This window comes from Chitinophaga costaii (genome assembly GCF_900094705.1).
GTDB classification, from domain to species: domain Bacteria; phylum Bacteroidota; class Bacteroidia; order Chitinophagales; family Chitinophagaceae; genus Chitinophaga; species Chitinophaga costaii.
The window spans coordinates 66,158-84,824 of sequence record NZ_FMAR01000008.1 but is presented as its reverse complement, the minus strand read 5'-3'; the positions used below and the strand labels follow the sequence as shown (position 1 = coordinate 84,824).

The 18,667-nt window shown below is 47.1% G+C and carries 12 protein-coding genes; 4 read left to right on the top strand and 8 right to left on the bottom strand.

The window, feature by feature from the left end; genetic code table 11:
- Nucleotides 1–24: 24 nt before the first annotated feature.
- Both GA0116948_RS12515 and GA0116948_RS12510 read right to left on the bottom strand, forming a co-directional pair.
- Nucleotides 25–906 (bottom strand): cation diffusion facilitator family transporter, encoded by an 882-nt coding sequence (locus GA0116948_RS12515; protein ID WP_089712850.1) that lies wholly within the window; start codon nt 904–906, stop codon nt 25–27.
- A gap of 335 nt (nt 907–1,241) precedes the next feature.
- A complete protein-coding gene (locus GA0116948_RS12510) occupies nt 1,242–1,721 on the bottom strand; it encodes a hypothetical protein (RefSeq protein WP_089712663.1) in 480 nt (159 codons plus the stop codon).
- An 803-nt stretch (nt 1,722–2,524) separates the two neighbouring features.
- On the opposite strand from GA0116948_RS12510, the gene GA0116948_RS12505 reads away from it, so the two are divergent.
- The 4 genes from GA0116948_RS12505 (at nt 2,525) to GA0116948_RS12490 (ending at nt 9,433) form a co-directional block, all read left to right on the top strand.
- A complete protein-coding gene (locus tag GA0116948_RS12505; protein ID WP_089712661.1) occupies nt 2,525–3,103 on the top strand; it encodes an RNA polymerase sigma-70 factor in 579 nt (192 codons plus the stop codon).
- A 4-nt stretch (nt 3,104–3,107) separates the two neighbouring features.
- Entirely contained in the window at nt 3,108–4,127 is a 1,020-nt protein-coding gene (locus tag GA0116948_RS12500) for a FecR family protein (RefSeq protein WP_089712659.1), read from the top strand.
- A 229-nt stretch (nt 4,128–4,356) separates the two neighbouring features.
- Nucleotides 4,357–7,938 carry a SusC/RagA family TonB-linked outer membrane protein gene (locus GA0116948_RS12495; RefSeq protein ID WP_165798455.1) on the top strand — a complete coding sequence of 1,194 codons (3,582 nt, stop codon included), beginning with the start codon at nt 4,357–4,359 and terminating at the stop codon, nt 7,936–7,938.
- Nucleotide 7,939: 1 nt separating this feature from the next.
- A complete protein-coding gene (locus tag GA0116948_RS12490; RefSeq protein ID WP_089712655.1) occupies nt 7,940–9,433 on the top strand; it encodes a RagB/SusD family nutrient uptake outer membrane protein in 1,494 nt (497 codons plus the stop codon).
- A gap of 10 nt (nt 9,434–9,443) precedes the next feature.
- Here the strand turns inward: GA0116948_RS12490 and GA0116948_RS12485 are convergent, their stop codons facing one another.
- The 6 genes from GA0116948_RS12485 to GA0116948_RS12460 all read right to left on the bottom strand — a co-directional run bounded on the left by GA0116948_RS12485 (nt 9,444) and on the right by GA0116948_RS12460 (nt 18,646).
- Entirely contained in the window at nt 9,444–10,352 is a 909-nt protein-coding gene (locus tag GA0116948_RS12485) for a DUF4302 domain-containing protein (protein ID WP_089712653.1), read from the bottom strand.
- 39 nt (nt 10,353–10,391) lie between these two features.
- Nucleotides 10,392–11,270, bottom strand: coding sequence for a substrate import-associated zinc metallohydrolase lipoprotein (locus GA0116948_RS12480; RefSeq protein WP_089712651.1), 879 nt, complete (start codon nt 11,268–11,270; stop codon nt 10,392–10,394).
- A 34-nt stretch (nt 11,271–11,304) separates the two neighbouring features.
- On the bottom strand, nt 11,305–12,774 hold the full coding sequence (locus tag GA0116948_RS12475) for a RagB/SusD family nutrient uptake outer membrane protein (protein ID WP_240619202.1): 1,470 nt from the start codon (nt 12,772–12,774) through the stop codon (nt 11,305–11,307).
- A 23-nt stretch (nt 12,775–12,797) separates the two neighbouring features.
- Nucleotides 12,798–16,178 carry a SusC/RagA family TonB-linked outer membrane protein gene (locus GA0116948_RS12470; protein WP_089712846.1) on the bottom strand — a complete coding sequence of 1,127 codons (3,381 nt, stop codon included), beginning with the start codon at nt 16,176–16,178 and terminating at the stop codon, nt 12,798–12,800.
- Nucleotides 16,179–16,705: 527 nt separating this feature from the next.
- Complete coding sequence (locus tag GA0116948_RS12465) at nt 16,706–17,695, bottom strand: transglutaminase family protein (RefSeq protein ID WP_089712650.1); 990 nt, start codon at nt 17,693–17,695, stop codon at nt 16,706–16,708.
- A 15-nt stretch (nt 17,696–17,710) separates the two neighbouring features.
- A complete protein-coding gene (locus GA0116948_RS12460) occupies nt 17,711–18,646 on the bottom strand; it encodes an alpha-E domain-containing protein (RefSeq protein WP_089712649.1) in 936 nt (311 codons plus the stop codon).
- Between the last annotated feature and the right edge of the window lie 21 nt (nt 18,647–18,667).

Below are 18,667 nucleotides of genomic sequence, written 5' to 3'. Positions count from 1 at the left end.
TGTAATGATTATACAAGTGGCTATTTAGGCCGGCTCTATGTGTACCAATACATCTTTAATATGCAGCTCACTTTGCAGTAAGGTGTTTTTCACCGCATGAGCAATGTCGTGTCCCTCCTTTACACTGAGACTGCCCTGCACCTGTATGTGGATGTCTACAAAATATTCGAAGCCCATTTTGCGTACATAACATTTTTCTACCTGCTCCACATCCGGCAATCCGCTGGCCAACACCCGCACCTTTTCTACGATCTCCGCACCAGGTGCAGCATCCATCACTTCATTCAGCGCTGGGCGCAGCAACGCAATGGCATTGTAACCGATGATGCCACTGGCAATGAGGGCCGCCCAATCGTCTGCCGCCTCATATCCCTTGCCCAGCAAAATGGCCACCAATATGCCCACAAAAGCAGCCATGGAGGTAATGGCGTCGCTGCGATGATGGTAGGCATCCGACTTCACCGCCTGGCTATTGATCTCCTGTCCTACTTTTAATACATACCGGAACATGGCTTCCTTGATGAAAATCACTGCACCCAGGATAGCCAGCGTAAAGCGTTGGGGCAATTGGTGCGGGGTACGGATGAAGGTAATGGCATGCCATCCTATCCAAATGGCTGCCCCCAATAAAAATAAAGAGATCAGCACCGCCGCCAAAGGTTCCGCCTTGCCATGACCATAAGGATGTTCTTTATCCGCAGGTTTCATGGCAATGCGCAGGCCTATCCACAACAAGCCGGAGCTGAGTACATCGGAAGCTGTTTCCGAAGCATCGGCTACCAGTGCATAAGAATGGCCGAAATAACCCGCTGCCAGTTTTACAAACACCAGCACAATGCTGATTACAATACCCAGTAAGGTAGTGCGCATGGCCTTTACGGAAGGATGTACGTTGGTGGTTTGCATAGGCGGATTTTTAGAATCCCGCAAAAGTAAAGTGTGGTTTTGAAAGATAAATTTGGTTCTTTTCCAGGAGTACGTTTTAGGTGGGTGGTGCCGGGTACTTGGCCCTTGAAGCGGTTTTTATACTGGATGAATGTAAAAAAGTGCCAGCGCGGTTTTTCCGGCTTGCGGCAGAAGGGGCTCCGCTGCCACGGGGGCTTTCATTTTGCATCAGCAAAAAGAGAAAATCACCTGGCGGCTGCGGAAAATGGCTGCAATGTGCTGCGTTACGCTAAGGCAAACGGGCCGAGTGAAATGCAAAAGCCCATGCGCATTATCGCCCAAATTAAATCCCTCCCTTACTGCACCACCGTAAAAGAAATCTTATTCACTTTTTTTAACCCGCTCATATTGCTGGCAGTATATTCTACCGAATAATCTCCCGGCAGGGTTATGCGGTAGCCTGTTGCAAGGTCAATACTGGCGGAAGTGCTTTGGCCTGGCGCTACTGTAATGTAGGCGTCTGCCGGCGGGGGCATTACCCGTTTTGCCATGATGCCATGGTAAGGCAATAGTTCGCCGGCATTATTCAGGATGTCGAAGCAATCATTGCGAAAGCCTTCGAAGGGCGTTTCCCATTTCAGGAATTTCAATTCCTTATTACTGGGATTGGTAACGGTGAAAGTAAGCATCACCGGCCCGCCGGTTTTAATGGTAGAAGGCATGGTGATGACGGTCACCAGGTCGTTGCCGGCAGGGAGGGGTTGGATAGTTTTGCAGGCGGGTAAGGTGTATGCTGTTATGCAGGTGGCTGCCAGTACCAGGAAATGTCTTATCATGTAATGCGTACGTTAAAGCCGGCAAATTAGGGGAAAAGTTTGGATGTAGGGACATAATAAACCCGGGCCGTCCGGGGATTCTTAAAGGTAAGCAGGGCGGGGCTTACGCGAACCAAGGGCAGACCTGGTAATTATACGGCTGGCCGCTGGCAATACTTTCGGTGGATGGTTAGGTGGGTCGTACAAATACCTTTTCCAGCCTTGTTGCAATATCGGTGGGCGATTCAACAGCTTTCAGCGCCTTACAGGCCATATCCACCATGGCATGCCATAACATAAAACGTAACTACCTCAAAAATAAACCATTACCCAACTCCTACCCCTCACTATAATTAATCAACATGATTGATAGTAGATCAGGAATTGAGCTTGCCGCCAGGTAAAAATACCCACCAATATCCACTCCCATGCCGCTATCAGCGTCCCAGGTATGCTCCCCCATACCGGGCAGGGCTTTTGCCCGGCGAATTAAAATGCTGTTAAAAAAGTGTTTTTTACTCCTTATATTTATTTATATTATTTAATTTCTACACGTTGTAAATAATGCTTGCGTGGTGCATACATGTAGTGTTATATCTTGCGTTACGTTTCGTTTTAAATTCATCTTTTTCTTTATGTTGGTTTATAGCTATACAAATAATTTTTATGCGCTTCCTGGTGTTATAAGGGGATTTATACAAGAACACATAAACATGGATGATAACATGTAGATATATGTGTTATATTCTTTAATGAACTTAGTTCCGAGAATTAGCCATTTAATCTATATCCCTTAGGCAATTGCCCGATCCGTATAACGATATATGAGCGACACATTTCTTAGCCAGGCCCAACTGGAATATTTCTTTAATAAATATTACCGGTCTTTGTGCCAAATATCTTACAGCTATGTCAAAGACATGGACGTTGCTAAGGATATCGTGCAGGATTTCTTTATTAAATACTGGGAAAAATTCAATAATCAGGACATACTGATCAATTTTGAATCGTATGCGCATGTGGCGGTTAAAAACAGGAGCCTCAACCATATCAAAAGTGAGGAAGTAAAATTACGACATGAAAACAAAGCCCAGGATGTGTTGTATGAACCGGTGTTACTCCCGGAAGACACCCCACTAAACGGTACCGACCAGTATAAGATCAAATTACTGAAAGCCATTGACCAATTGCCTGCCGGGCAACGTACCGTATTTATGATGAGCGCAGTAGATGGTTTAAAATACATGGAGATTGCCGCGCAGATGAATATTTCGATCAATACCGTAAAAACGCATATCCGGAAGGCCTACCATACTATCCGGAAAAGTTGTACGGTATCCGCTATTTTGTTAATCCTCCTTGCCGGCATCACCCTATTTTCAAAAACAACTGTCTTTAAGTAGAATCATGGAAAATCATCCTAATAATCCGGAAATAGACTGGGAACAGATCCACCAGGCGCTGGAAGCGCAGGGAGACCAGCTTATGGCTGCCGGCAATACTGGTGAGCTGAAGGAGGCGGAAAAGGATCTGTTGCAGGAAATATTAAAGATCCGGACCCTGGCCGGGGAGCTAAAAGGTTGGGAAGAAGTGGACACTCCGTCGGAGCTGGCTGCTTTAAAATCGAAACTTTCCCTGCCCAACCAGGCCCCGGTAATGATGCCGGTATGGCGTCGAGCACTGCGTTATGCGGCCGTGATTGCCATACTGCTGGCCTTGGGCGGCAGCGCCTGGCTGTTTTTCCAGCCCCGGCACACCGCCCCAGGCACCATGGCCTACCTGACACTGGAAGCCCCCATCAATGAAACCCGCTTCTTTACCCTGCCAGATAGCAGTAAAGTTTGGCTGAATGCCGGCTCCCGCTTGCAATACCTGGCCAGTTTCGGGAAAACAGACCGCAAAGTGGACATGACCGGCGAAGCGTGTTTTGACGTGACCGCCGACGAAAAATTGCCCTTTACCGTGCGCGCGCACCAACAAACCGTGCAGGTTTTGGGAACCTTATTTAATATTAATGCCTACGGCGCACATATTATTACCACCCTTTCGGCCGGCAAAATAGCCGTAAGTGGCGTAAATGCCAATACTCCCCTGCAATACCTGGCCCCCGGCCAACAGGCAGCATTCGATACCCTTACCGGCCAGCTTCAGGTAAGTAACGGCAATCCGGCTAACGCACTGGCTTGGAAAGATGGACAACTTATTTTTACGGACGAACCCCTGCCTTCCCTCTTACAGCGATTAGGATTCCTATACGGCTATACCTTTATTGTAAAGAATGACCAATTAAATGATCTGCATTTTAACGTTCCTCCAATCCCCAAACCAGCGAACATAGTACCTTTGTTAGCGCTCATCAAATCCACCACTACATCCAACATTTCTTTTAAAGTAGATTCCCTGAAACACATAATTGAAGTGCAATAACACAATATTTTCCTTATTTTAGCCTGAACATCCAGCAGCTACGCGGATTGTAATTTTTATTGTTGCACCAAAGTCTTCTACCGCCAAAAATTTCCTAAAACCACGGTGGTTTAAAGCCTTGTATTATTACTCAACGGCTAAAATGCTCAATAGCAGATTGTGTGGCAAGAACAGGCGGCTCGTCGCTGTGGTATTGCCCCAGATAATCCTTACAATTGTTATACTCGCTTTGTCAGGAAGCCGGGCCGTCTATGCACAGTCGTCCCGCATTACCCTGCGGGTAAAGAACCAAACTGTAATACATGTTTTAAAACGCATCACCACTACTACCGGCATTACTTTTTTTTACAACCGCGAAGAACTGGAAAAATTACCCCGGGTTACGTTGCATGTAGTGGATGAAACGGCAGACAATATATTAAGCCTGTTATTAAAAGATCAACCATTACACGTACAGCATATTGGCCAGGTAATGGCCATTGTAACGGATAAAACGAGCGACAACGGGGCAGTATCCCGGCAAATTAGCGGGGTGGTGACCGACAAAAACGGCACCCCCCTTTCCCAAGCCAACATCGTGCAAGCAGGCACTACCAACGGTACGGTGAGCGATGTAGACGGCCGCTTCCGGCTGTCATTACAACCTATTCCTGCACAGGCATTGCAGGTGTCTTACCTGGGCATGCAATCCCAGCAGCTACCGGTAGGTACGCAATCCATCCTGCACGTTATTTTACAACCCGCCTTTACCGCAATGAATGAGGTGGTCATTAACGGCTACTCCTCGGTGAGACAAAAATATTCCGCCGCCTCCGTCACCAGCCTGAAAGTAGATGACCTGGACCGTAGCGACCAGCTTTCGGTAGATAATATGCTGCAAGGAAAAGTTCCAGGACTAAATATTAACATGAATAGTACGGTGCCAGGTGCAGCCCCCAAAATAAGGTTGCGCGGCACGGCCACTCTCATGGGCAGCCGCGAACCGGTATGGGTGATAGATGGTATTATTGCTAATCCTCCAGTGAAATTAGACCCCATGGATATTAATTCCCTGGACAATGTGAACCTGATGAGCAGTCCTGTGATAGGCCTGAACCCTATAGATATTGAACGCATAGATGTATTGAAAGACGCCGCCGCCGCCGCACTGTATGGTGTAAATGGCGGCAATGGCGTGATCGTGATCACCACCAAAAAAGGAAACTATCATCAAGGCCCCCAGGTATCCTTCTCCCAAATGCTCAATATTTCCGCCCGACCCACCTACCGCCACCTGAACCGTATGAATGCAGCAGAAAGAATGGACCTCTCCAAAGAAGCCATTGACAAAGGATTAAATTTTTCGAATGGGGTACTGCCGCAAAGTTTTGAGCAGGATTATACTGATTACAGCAAAGGAAAAATAACAGAAAATGAATTGCAACAACGGGAAAAGGAATATGCAGCGATGAATACGGATTGGTTTAACATTTTGTTTAACAACGGGGTGAGCCAACGCTATAATGTATCGATAACCGGGGGCGGCGATAAAACCGCGTATTATGCATCCCTGGGATATGCCAGCCAGCAAGGTCCCGCTATTTTCACCCATGCCCAGCAGTTTTCCGGCCTGTTACACATTACCCAACGCCTGGCACCCGGCCTGCAAACAGGGATCAAACTTTCGGGCACCCGGCATACCGGCGTATATCCCTACCAGTTAGACCCTTACCAATATGCATACAATACTGCCAGAACACTTCCCTACACTAAAAACGGCCAGCGCTTCTACTATAATCCCTCTTATTATACGCCCAACTGGTCGTTACAGGATTATGAAATGGATACTGCACAACTGTCGCAATTTAATATTGTGTCAGATATGGAGAACAGCCGTACCCGCACTTCGGTGAATACGTATAATGTAGTGGCGAATGCCGACTATACCTTCCTTAAATTTTTTAAAGTTCATGGGCTGTACGGTTTTGGAAGTTCTGATACCCGCAATAGCACCTATGCAGGTGAATCCACCTTTTACGTGGCTAACCGGTACCGACTGGGCCTGGCACCCAACATGCCTTATACCGATGGTGCCAAGAGCAATATCATCCTGCCCGCAGGTGGAGAATACCAGGAAACCAATACCGGCCAGTCCGATTATACCCTGCGCCATTCCCTGGAGTACAGCCGTGTACTAGGATCACATTTTATACAGGTAATGGCAGGCAATGAATTGCGGCAACTGAAATACACTATCAATAAGCTGTTCCTGATGGGCTATTATCCCGATAGCGGGAAAGTATCCCATCCGCCCGATGCAGCACAATACCCTTTGTACGAGGCGTTCATGCAGCAGTATGCCGATACGACCGTTCACCACCTCATCAAACAATACCGGCAGCTCAGTTGGTATGGTATGCTGGTGTATTCGTATAAAGACCGGTACACGATAAATTTTAATTTACGACAGGATGGCGCCAATTATTTTACCCAAATGAATGGAGGGGCTACGCAACGCACCTGGTCTGCTGCCTTTAAGTGGGATGTACTGAATGAACCCCGGTGGCAAAAGCTGCATCCTGCGGATATGCTGACTTTGCGGCTGTCTTATGGTTTCAATAACGGGCTGCCGGAAATAGATCCACCCCGCCTCACTATGTCCGACCCAGTAGCAGGCATCTCCGGCGAGGAGCAGGCGGTGATCAGCAATTTTGCCAACCCGGCGCTGCAATGGGAGAAAACTTATACCTACAACGCTGCAGCAGATTTTTCTTTTTTCCATAACCGGCTTAATGGCACCGTGGAAGCCTATCGCAAGAAAGCCAATAACCTGCTGGCCAACATTAATGTGGCGGAAGAGAATGGCGTAAATTCTTTCCTGCTCAACAGCGCCAGCGTGCTGAATCACGGGTTTGAATTCAGCCTGCAATACCAGGTTATCCAAAACAAGCGCTGGCAATGGAGCGTGGGCACCAATTTTGCGCTGAACTATACAAAAACATTAAAAACCAATTTTGCCGGCGACGGCATCATCGGCAACCAGCAGCAGTACCTCGATGGCAATATCATCCGTTCGGGTACAGATCCTAATACCGTGTATGCCTTCAAGTATACCGGCCTTGATAAAGCCGGCTCTCCTACGTTCCGGGGGATATATGATAGAGACTATACCGTGCAACCCACCGTAGCCGAATATTATGCCAACGTATTTGTGCCAGTGGGGCGCCGCATTCCTGCTGCAGACGGCAGTTTCTTTACCCGGCTGAGTTATAAGCGCTGGAGCCTGTCTGCCGTATGTTTAATAAAACTGGGCTATGTACAACGGCTATCTAACCTCTACGGTGCAGCCGGCTTTGTGCCTAACCCCGCAGAAAACGCCTCCCTGGATGTAACTAACAGATGGTCAAAACCCGGCGACGAAAGCCATACTAATATCCCCGCCCTGAACGGGCAGCTTGGCTGGCAGATCTATGACCAGCTTACCATGACCCTTATCCAGTACTATCACTTTGATCCTTCCTTTGCACAGACACTGCTACAGCAAGCTCCCCTATACCTGATATCTACCCAACTGGCAGAAATGTATAATAACAGCGACATCCGCACAGTGAATGCCAGCCATGTAAGATTGTCTACCCTCTCTTTACAATACACCCTTCCACAAGCGATGCCCAACAGAAAGCGTTCGTTCAAGGGCATGTCTTGTTATGTACAGGCGCACGATATTATGCTGGCCGCCAACAAAAAACTTCACGGTCAGGATCCGGAACTACCAGCCGGCACACTGCCACGACGGCCCTCCATGACCATTGGAACAGCAATAAATTTTTAGTATGCGAACATGTTACCTTACATATATTATTTACCTGCTAACCGCCAGCCTGCTGCTGGCCGGGTGCAAAAAAAAATACCTGGACAAACCGCCGGATAACCAACGCACACCTAAAACGGTAGCCGACTATTCGGCCATCCTGAATGGAGAGGGCTGGAATCGCGATATTTATACCCAGGGCAGCGGAGTATCTTTGTATTTCCTGGATATGCTCACTCCAGACATAGCAGAAAACATCGATACTGTACATAGTGATCTAGTGGATGGACGGGGTCCCTATTCCGCATTTTACACCTGGCAAAATTACTACGACGCCCAATACGATGAGCGACACTCCCCCTCATCCACCCTCAATGATACCTGGCTGGGCCTGTACAGGATTATCACGGCATGTAATGTAATTACAGATGCCGGTCAGCAAATACAGGGCAACGCAGCCGACCGGCAATTTCTGCTGGGGGATGCCTGTTTTAACAGGGCTTTGGCGTATTATTTCCTGGTAAATATTTTCGGGCATCCCTACGATCCGGCTAACCCCGACGACCCGATGGGCATACCCATTAAAACCACCAGCACCATAGAAAATGTGAATATTCCCCGTAGCACTGTGGGTGCCTGTTACGACCAGATACTGACCGACCTGCTCACCGCAACACAATGCCTGTCGGAGGCTGGCAAAACAAGTACTGTATTTCATTATTCCCCGGCGGCCGTGTACCTGCTGTATTCCAGGATATACTTATACATGCACAATTGGGAACAGGCCGTAGCGTATGCCGATAAATGCCTGGCTATACACCCGGTATTATATGATATATCTAATAAGAATTTTTTGTCTGGCAACTATTACACTTCTCCCTTCTTCACTCCGCAAAATCCTGAAATCATTTACACCTACTATTATGATCTTTCCGCCAGCGAGGTAAGTATTTTTGGAGAGGGCGAAAGCTTTGGCTTCCAGGTGGCACCGGCCTTGTTACAACAATATGCCACCGGCGACCAGCGACCTCCTTTGTTTTTTTACAAGAATTATTACGACCAGGTTTCTTATGTCGCGTATACTTTTTTGGCAGGCGGAACTTATTATAACTATTCATTCCGCAGCGCCGAAGCCTATCTGAACCGGGCGGAGGCCAATGCCCACCTGGGTGAAACAGGTAAAGCACTGGAAGACATTAACCTGTTGCAGCGCAACCGGGTAAAGAATGTAACACCGCTGAGCATCACCGATCCGCAAGCGTTATTACAAGCAATTGCCTTACAGCGCAGAAAGGAACTGGCTTTCCAATTACATTCCTGGTTTGATCTGCGACGCACAGACCAACCGGCTATCACACATTATTTCACCCCTGTAATAAATGACACCCTGCAGGCCCGGCAACAATTCATTCTGCAAAAAAATGATCCAGGCTATACCCTGGAAATACCGGCTGCCGCCTTGCAGGCAAACCCTGCTTTAAAGCCACTGGGGCTTACCACAAGGCTGCCGCAATAAGCACGCTTAATTAGGGAACAAGGGTAAATGTTTCCTCCGTCACCCTTTCGGCTCCTGAAGAATTGGTATAAGAAGTTTTCAAAAAAACATTTCCGGTGGACGTGTCATACGTATTTTCCAGCACTTGAAAAGATCCGGCCTGGATTTCGCTACTCATTGTAGCATCCGGCTCTACCTTCGTTATCTTTTGAGTGGTTTCATCAAAAGTGATCAGGTAACTCCAATCACTACTGCCCAGGTCTGCATAAAAGGCCGCTACCACCCCAACGGTATGCAGGGGATTGAAAGTTTTTCTAATAACCACATTAGAAATATTCGAAATGGTACCCTCTGCCGCGGTGGTCTTGTATAGAATGCGGTGAACACGCGCCAGATAAGTGCGGGCCAGCTTATACCCTGGCACGGTTATATGCTCTGTATCGCTAACGGCAGCCTTGATTAATGTCGCATTGGACCCATTATATTTTCCCTTCAGTACTATACTATCTTCGCTGGCAGCAATAACTTCAAATTCGAAATCGGAAGTTAATCCCTTACCAGATGCCGTATTAGGTAGTGTTCCGGTTTCAGGGTTGGCCAATTCGTGCAGGTAAGTATAAGTATCAAATATCAGTTCTGGGCGTTGCAGGGCCTTGAAACGATAGCTGCTCACAAATGCAGGGCGGTTCTCCCATTTAGTTTCCACCCGGTTGCTATCCATAAAACGGAACCAGAAAGGATACATCACTTCATTTTCTTCCGGATTGGGCCATATCAACGCCCTCCAACCATTGGGGGAAGCCACCAGCAAAGATTGGTAATCTGCCAACACGGTATTCAGCCTTTTATCCGGATCACCTAAATCCGCCTTGTCGTTATTTTTCTTGCAGGCTGTAACACTCAGGCAAAAGATGATTGTATAGAGCAGGTATTTTTTCATGTTTTGTTTTTTTATATCAGCATATAATGGCCGTCATGCTTAATGGCCCACTTTTTTTAACCCTTCCTGCACCTTGTTTTGCAAACTGTAAAAGTCGAGGTTGTACGCATCCTTAAAATAATCTACCACCAGTTTTTCTTTTGCTTTTAGTTTTGCAATGCCATCATCATTATTCAGACTATCCGGAAAATCGGGAAAGGGATGTTGTACCACGCTATCATAAGCGGCTTTCCCCATGATCAACATATAAGATGTTTGCTCTGCAAAATCCTCACCCGGTTCCTTCCTGGCATAATTAGATACAAAGCCAATTGTCCAGGAATTTTCCGCTGCCACCGTCCAGTTGCCCGAGTATCCGTCAGGAGTTACTTTATTAAATTCTATGGGGTATGCTTTTTTCTGGTTGAGGATGTGGGTGAACTCATGATGCATGAGATGGCCCATTTCAGACACTTGCGAAAAATTAGTTGGATCAAAACTATTGATGCCAAACAGCAGTATTTTAAGTCCCCCCTCTGCTAACCCCTGTACGGCGGAACCATCGGTTTGCACGGCCAGGCTTCCGGACAGCACAATTTGTTTGGGGCTGTATATTTTCATGAAGGAGCTATCGCCTGCCTCTTCATTGTATGGATTGATCCACATCCTGATAACAGCCTTTGCCGTGGGAATCACTTGCTCTTCCAAAGGTGGCACCAGGGTATATTCCATATCAAATTCAGACTGGTCCCACTTGTATTTCATTTCAATATTATTTGTCACTACCATCGAATCGTAGAGCCACTTATCAATGGGGCCCTGCGCCCAGGTGTCGCCGCCTAAACCGGTAATATCCGCGTTCAGTGCTTTGTCTTTCCGGCAGGCTGTGATGCTGCTGGTGATGATCAGTAAAAGAAGGACCGTTTTATAAAATTTCATCGTCAGGAGTTTATGGGTAAAGACGTTTTAAATATTAACGGGGATTAGGCGCAATGCCAGCACTCTGAGCCGATTCCGGAATTTGCAGGATCTTACGCGGATCATTGCCCAAAATGGTAGTGGTTTCGCCCCCTACTTCCTCATGTGTAACCGGTAGATTATACCGTAAAATATCCAACCAGCGCATGCCTTCTTGGATAAATTCCATTTGTTTTAAGTCCAGGATGGTTTGCACCAGGGCTTTTTGCGCGTCCAGACCGTAGAAATCCATCATTTTTTGGAGAGTAAGATTGTTGACAGAAGCGTCATAGCCACTAATGCGTTTGCTGAGAAACGCGTTCAGGTCTGCTATGGCGGCATCCGTATGGCCAGTCAGTGCATTGGCTTCCGCACGGTTAAACAGTACTTCTTCTGTAGTAAGCAGGGGAACATAAATGTAAGCGTAGCCAATTTCTGCACTTGTATATATAAAATTCTCCCGGAATTTTTCAAAACCATCATTATTCACGTTAGCACCGTAATAATAGATCGGATAATCCATAACTGCACCAGTAACATTACCGGAATAATAGATCGAAATAGTTCGCTCCCGGTTCAGTCCAAACTGGTAACCTATCCATGCCCTGGCCCATATGGAATTGGTCGTAGCCAGCAGCAGGTTAGCGCTTTCACTGGCGCTGGTGTAGTTTTCCAATCTTTCAGCACGGGTTAACTGCTGGAATGTACCGTTAATATCCCGGAGACGGTCTGCAGGATTACCACCCGGGAACACCTGGCTGGCGTATTGTATTACCTTGTTATAATCTTTTTTAAACAGGTAAAACCTAGCAGCAAAAGCATTAGCCGCGGCTTTATTAAAGTGGTAGGCTGGTATTTTAAAAGCCGCATTACTGATCAATGGAAGGCCTTCCAGCAAATCCTTTTCGATCATATCATACACATATTTCACGGTTTTCCTTTCATACTTTGCATACAGCGTAGTTTCCGGCACCAGTACGTAAGGTATGCCAGGGTCTGCACCGGCAGTGGTAGAGTCATACGTTTTTGCAAAAAAGGTGACCAGCATAAAATGCGCATAAGCCCGGGCAAGTAATGCCTCTCCTTTATAAGGTGCATAGGCAGGGTTATCACCGGCGGCTTCACAAGCTTGCAACGCCTGATTGGCAGCCGCAATCGCTTCATAACATCCTTGCCAGTACACATCCGGCGATCCCTTTTCCGTGCTGGCGTAATCGATGAAATGGTAAGCGTTAATATTTACACGCAAATCGCCGCTATACTGATCGCCGGCATGCTCCCGGTCGCCCACATTATCCGACATCGATTCGGCAAAACAGATATAATCATTGGCAGGATAGGCGGAGGTGAGCAGTTGTGCCACTTTTTCCGGGCTATCCAGTTTGGTGCGGTTGTCTGGCTGTACTTCTAGATATTTATTACACGCGGCCAGCATTAAACTACCTGCCATGAGCAGCGTACTGGCTATTTTCATATTTTTTTTCATACCTGATGCTGTTTTAAAATTCCTTACAAGCCTACTTTCAAGGAGAGTACTAACTGCCGCTGTAATGGCTGCGCCACGCCGCCGGCGTTGAAAAATTCGGGGTCCTGCCCTTTCAATTTAGGATCTGCATACAGCAACCACAGGTTACTACCCGATGCAGTAAGTGAAAGGTTATTAAACCCTATTTTGTTGGTAAACCTTTGTGGCAAATTGTAGGTGAGCGCTACATATTTCAGGCGCGCAAATCCACCGTCGGCCACCCGTGCGCTGGAATAGTTGTAAGCATTGTAAGGGTAAGCGCCGCCCATCCGGTAATTGGTAAGTGCGTCAATGATACCAGGAATGTTTGTATGGTTTTCATCACCCGGCAGTGTCCACCGGTCCAGAAATTCTTTGGGAAATGCGTCCAGGTCGGAGTAGGTAGATTTAAATACAGGGTTCAGCCTGATTTTATTACCTGCCTGGTAGGTGATCAGTACACTGAGGGAAAAGGTTTTGTAACGGAAACTATTGGTTATACCACCGGCCAGTGGCGGGTCTACAGGGCCTTCATATACCAGGTATTTGGTTTCTACATCCTGCAGGTTAATCTCCCTGCTAGTTTCCCCTTTTTCATTTACGAAAAGGGGGATGCCGGTAGTAGGCTCCAGTCCTTTGTAGTCTAGCGAAAACAGGCTGCTCACGGGATATCCATTTTTATTGCCACCTTCCGGCACTACCTGGTCAAAAATGATGGGTGTGTTGCGGGCATTCCGGATCTTATTCTTATTGTAACCAGCCGTTAGCGCTAGTTTCCATCCAAAATCTTTATTGCGAATAATTTCTCCGCCAATGGTCAGTTCCACACCCTTGGTAGACAGGTCGGCATAGTTGGCGAATTTAGTATCCTGACCACCGATGCCGGAGGTTTTAATATTTTCAATCAGATCAAATCCATTCTTTTTATACAGGTCTACGGTGGTGGTAAGCCTGCCATCAAAGAAGCCTGCATCTACGCCCACATTCAGGGAGTATTGTTTTTCCCAGGTGAGGTCTGCGTTTTCTAAGTCCTGGATATATATGCCGGGCTCAATTTCACTGGCATAAGGTCGCAGGGTATTTTGCGCTCTTAGTACCACGGAAGAATTAGTGGCGACACCAAGATCGGCGGTGAGACCATAACTCACCCGCAGTTTCAGCAGGTTGATATTTTTAGCCCTTTGAATAAATTTCTCCTGGTCAATATTCCACGCACCGCTGAGGCTCCAGGTAGGCAGCCAACGGGCGGTACGGGATTCGCCCAAACGGTTAGAACCGTCTGTGCGGATAGCCCCCGTAAAGTTATAACGGTTATTATAGGTGTAAGCGGCCGTACCATAAAACGCCGCATAACGGTCGTAGGTTTTCGACATACCGAAATAAGGCAAGTTAGCCTCCGCATCTTTTTTTAATGCCAGGTAATTGGCAATCACACTGCCACCATAATCATACTGGTAGCCATATCCGGTATTCACTGCATTTTGGCGGTCAGCATATTTTACTTCCTGTCCTATCAGTACATTCACATCGTGCAGGCCAAATGATTGGGTGTAATTCACACTATTGCGGAAGTTGTAGTTGGTCAGGGAATTTTCATTCCGGTTATACAATCCTCCTACCGGCAGCACGATCTGGGGCAAGGCATTTGGATCGTCCGGATCTTTGTACAAAAAACGGTTAGCGTTGGCAATAGTGGCATTATAATCCGCCCGGTAGGCCTCCGCTTTATTGGAATTTTCTTTTACAATATCTTCCTGGTTAGTTTTGGCATAGCGAATGGCGCCCAGGAAATCATAGCGGATGTGGGAGGTTATTTTGTAGGATAAACTACCCTGTAATTTTATATCCACCACCGAAAGGTTCAGGTAGTTATTTTTCAGTTCATTCAGGATATTGAAGGGCGCATAATTGCGGGTAAAATATTCCAGGTTGCCTGTTTCGTCATAGGCCGTCAGCGCCCGGCTGGTATTCAGCGCATAGTTGTATGGATTAATATCGAAGTCCCGGCTCATTTTCCCATAAAAGGCGTCGGTAGTACGGGCTACGGTACCGGGTGCACGCTGCTGCCTTACAGACCCGGTGGCGATCAGCGCGGCAGATACTTTGTTGGAAAAAGTAAAATTGTTCTGCGAATTAAAAGTGTAACGCTTTACATTATCGGCTACCGTCCACCCATTATCATTGTAAAACCCTACAGAGAAATAAGAGCGCATTTTATCAGAGCCGCCAGACAGGCTGATGGTATGCTCCTGTATTGTTGAATTACGGAAAAGAATATGGAACCAATCGGTATTGGCCTTGGCATAACGTTCTAGGAATTTACGCCGGCCATCCACCGTGTTTTCCAGCAGGAACTTTCCAGTGGTGGGGTCTATGGTCTGCAATTCGTCATACATTTTGCCATACACGCCCTTATCCGCAGCATTGCCCAGATCAGATAAATTTAAAAGGCCTTTACGGGCTATTTCCGCATCAACCGACATTTGATCGGCCGAGTTCATAATATTGAAATTATCATAACTGGGCCTTAGCTGGGAACTGAAATTACCGGTATAATTTACCACCAGGTTGCCGGTGCGGCCTTTCTTCGTATTAATAACCACCACCCCATTCATCGCGCGCGCACCGTAGAGCGAGGTAGCGGCGGCGTCTTTCAGAATGTAAATGTCTTCCACGTCATTCATATTTAAACCGGCCACGGAAGAGGCGAGCAAGGTAGATGGGTCGCCGCTGGACAACTGGTCGTTGGTAACATTGATCACATCTTCCAGTGCTATACCATCTACTACCCAAAGTGGTTTGTTTTCACCGGTCAGAGAAGTAACGCCCCGGATGCGTACCTTGGGCGCAGCACCAAAAGTACCCGACACGTTCTGCACAGATACGCCCGCTACTTTTCCTTCCAGCGCACGGCTTACATCGGTGGTACCATCCATGCGCACATCATCCCCTTTTATTTTAGTAGATGCCCCTGCAAATTTTCGCTTGTCTATTTCCTGGAAGCCGGTAACTACCACCTCTCCCAGCCCTTTGGCTGCGCCTACGCGTATCGTAATATCTACGCGGCGGGCACCTTTGATATTTCTTTCCACAGTTTCATAGCCGATAAAAGTGAATATCAGTTTATCATCTGCTGCCGCCATTATGGAGTACTCACCCGTTGCATTGGTCACTGCCACCTTCTGGGTTTTGGTGGCCCTGACCACAACACCCGGCGCTGGCGTTCCGTTCTCCTCCGTTACTTTTCCGGTTACCAGCATAGTAGTGTCCGCAGTAAAATCACGCACCAATAAGGAATGGGAAGCAGGTGCTGCAGCCGGTGATCTGGCAGCCATTAACAGAAAAAAGAAGGCAAAAACAGGTGAAAGGAGCCATCTGCTTTTCATAACGTTTCCGCTTACAGCATGAGGGTTGAGGTTGCTTGACGGGCAAACATAGTCCACCCGGAACTCTTTGTTAAAGTTCATGTACATAAATTGTAGTTAATGAATGTAAAGCCCTAATAAGGGCATGTTCTATTACCTGTTGATGCTACCAGGGCGGAAGGGGGGCTATTACGCCGCCTGATGATATTGGTTGATCTTGTTGTTTCAGCAGTATAACAGGCATAGCATAAAAAAGGGTGACGCAGGCGGAAAATATTTTAACAAATATTTTTTTTTCATTCCTGTCACCCTTTTTATCTATTCGATTGTCTTATGTATGTAGTGCAACACTTGAAATTAAATGGTTTTAAAAAAGAAGACCGGGCGCTCTCGTCCGGTCATTTATTATGACAGACCAATCTTAATATGATTATGCCGGGTTTTCGGCACCATTGACTTGTTCACCTTTTGATTGAGACAAAAAAAAACCGGATGATCCCATCCGGTTATTTTTTTGCTATAAAAAAAATGCTTGTTATATAAGAACCCTACTGCTGTTGCTGTTGTTGCTGCTGTATCAGCATATCATCCAGATAACGCTGATAGCTGTTTTTCCCATCACCCACCGATGGCTGCGGTTTGGAATATGCTACCTCCTTGGGCTGAAAATGTGGGTCATCAAAAGCCTCTTCATCATCATATCCTACCGATACATTTACCTCCAGTATATGCCCGGAGGGTCCATTATAGACGCCCTTCACCGGTGAGCAATCGCTGAAATTGCGGCCCACGGCGAGCCGCAGGTGTTTTTCGTTTGCAATACAGTTGTTCGTTGGGTCCAGGCCTAGCCAGCCATATCCTGGAATATAGGCCTCCGCCCAGGCGTGGGTGGCACCTTCTCCCCGCATACCATTTTTATTGGGGCAAATGTAACCGCTCACATATCGCGCAGGTATGTTGGTAAAGCGCAGCATGGTGGTGAGCACATGGGCAAAGTCCTGGCACACGCCGGCTTGCAGCCGCAAAATCTCGCTCAGCGTGGTGTCTACATTGGTAACCCCTTTAATATATTCAAAATTTTCGTATACGTAATTACAGAATTTCACGGCAATCTTAAACGGGGAATCTCCTTTTTCATTGAGCTCCATGGCGGCGTCTAACAGAAGGTCGGCCCCATCGAACAGGGGCTGCTTCAGGTAATCGATATAGGGCGTTTCCTGCGACAGTTCTTCCAGCATGCGCCATTGCTCTGTTACAAAAATATCGTCCAGGGGCAGGCGCTTGGGGGAGGTTTCAACATAGATTTTGGAATAGATACTTAACTGATTGTGCGGCTCGTGCTGGGTGAAAGTACCCACCTCGTTGCCATAATAATCTATAAAAACATCTACCTCCGGCGAGTTGGAAATATTAAGTTCATGCCGGATCACTTTCTGGTATTCATCCTTCAGGGGATACAGCATGATCTGGTTGGCGCTGTCGCGCACCGGCGCTTCGTAACGGTAGTTGGTGATATGTTTGATCTTGAAGAAAGGCATGTTGCTTGGCGGAAATTAAGAGTTGGCGAAATAATATTCATTGAGCAGGTTACCAATGCCATACAGTTCATTACGGATCTTGTACAGGTAATTGTTTAACCCCTCGGCCTTCATGCTATACACAGAACTATAGGTAATGGTGCTGTGCAGGCGGCCAATATTAAAAGAAAGATTATTATAATCTTCAATATTCTTTTCACTTTTCAGGCGTTCAAAATAGCGCTGTATGTTTTTCACCGCATACTTGGCAGAGCGGGGAAAATCGCTGTTCAGCATTACCAGCTCCAGCACCTGTTCGGCCTCAAACCCGCCCCGGTAAGATTTCAGGTACAGCTCGTACCCGCCCAGCGACAGCAGCAGGTGCTGCCAGTAGGAGGCATCCATCAGCAGATCGGGGTGGCTGGAAATGGTGGTGAACTTCGTATTTAAGATGTCTACCGATTGTATACTGCGTTCCAGGAATTTGCCGATGCTCATAAAACTACGGATTTCGCCGCGCTCCATGGTACTATCGGCTGTGCCGTAATAAAGCATTACCTGTTTGCCCAGCAGGTCCAGCGCCGTCATGGGATCATCTTTCTGTACGTACCACCGCAGTTTGGGTTCCCGCACCAGGTGATAATATTCATTCAGGCATTGCCAGAGGTCTTTTGTAATATGTTCCTGCACACTGCGGGCATTTTCCCGGGCAAGGGTTATCATGTTGATCACGGAGCAGGGGTTTTCCCGGCTAAAAAGCAGTTGTTCTAAAACCTGCCGGCTGTCGTCCTTTACGGCAGAGAGCTCGTCTGTGCTGCCGGCGGAAAAGATATTGATCACCGGGTCCCAGGTAAAAGCCTGTATATTATCCTGCGAGGAAGCATAATTGATCTTGAGCATCCTTAAAATACCATCGCTACGTTCTACATAACGACTGAGCCAGTACAGGCTTGATGCAACTCTACTTAACATAGGCGCTTATAATGATTTTTT

Coding starts and splice junctions, on each gene's coding strand:
- GA0116948_RS12515 (WP_089712850.1), bottom strand. CDS start 906: ATGCAAACCACCAACGTACATCCTTCCGTAAAGGCCATGCGCACTACC.
- GA0116948_RS12510 (WP_089712663.1), bottom strand. CDS start 1,721: ATGATAAGACATTTCCTGGTACTGGCAGCCACCTGCATAACAGCATAC.
- GA0116948_RS12505 (WP_089712661.1), top strand. CDS start 2,525: ATGAGCGACACATTTCTTAGCCAGGCCCAACTGGAATATTTCTTTAAT.
- GA0116948_RS12500 (WP_089712659.1), top strand. CDS start 3,108: ATGGAAAATCATCCTAATAATCCGGAAATAGACTGGGAACAGATCCAC.
- GA0116948_RS12490 (WP_089712655.1), top strand. CDS start 7,940: ATGCGAACATGTTACCTTACATATATTATTTACCTGCTAACCGCCAGC.
- GA0116948_RS12485 (WP_089712653.1), bottom strand. CDS start 10,352: ATGAAAAAATACCTGCTCTATACAATCATCTTTTGCCTGAGTGTTACA.
- GA0116948_RS12480 (WP_089712651.1), bottom strand. CDS start 11,270: ATGAAATTTTATAAAACGGTCCTTCTTTTACTGATCATCACCAGCAGC.
- GA0116948_RS12475 (WP_240619202.1), bottom strand. CDS start 12,774: ATGAAAAAAAATATGAAAATAGCCAGTACGCTGCTCATGGCAGGTAGT.
- GA0116948_RS12470 (WP_089712846.1), bottom strand. CDS start 16,178: ATGAAAAGCAGATGGCTCCTTTCACCTGTTTTTGCCTTCTTTTTTCTG.
- GA0116948_RS12465 (WP_089712650.1), bottom strand. CDS start 17,695: ATGCCTTTCTTCAAGATCAAACATATCACCAACTACCGTTACGAAGCG.
- GA0116948_RS12460 (WP_089712649.1), bottom strand. CDS start 18,646: ATGTTAAGTAGAGTTGCATCAAGCCTGTACTGGCTCAGTCGTTATGTA.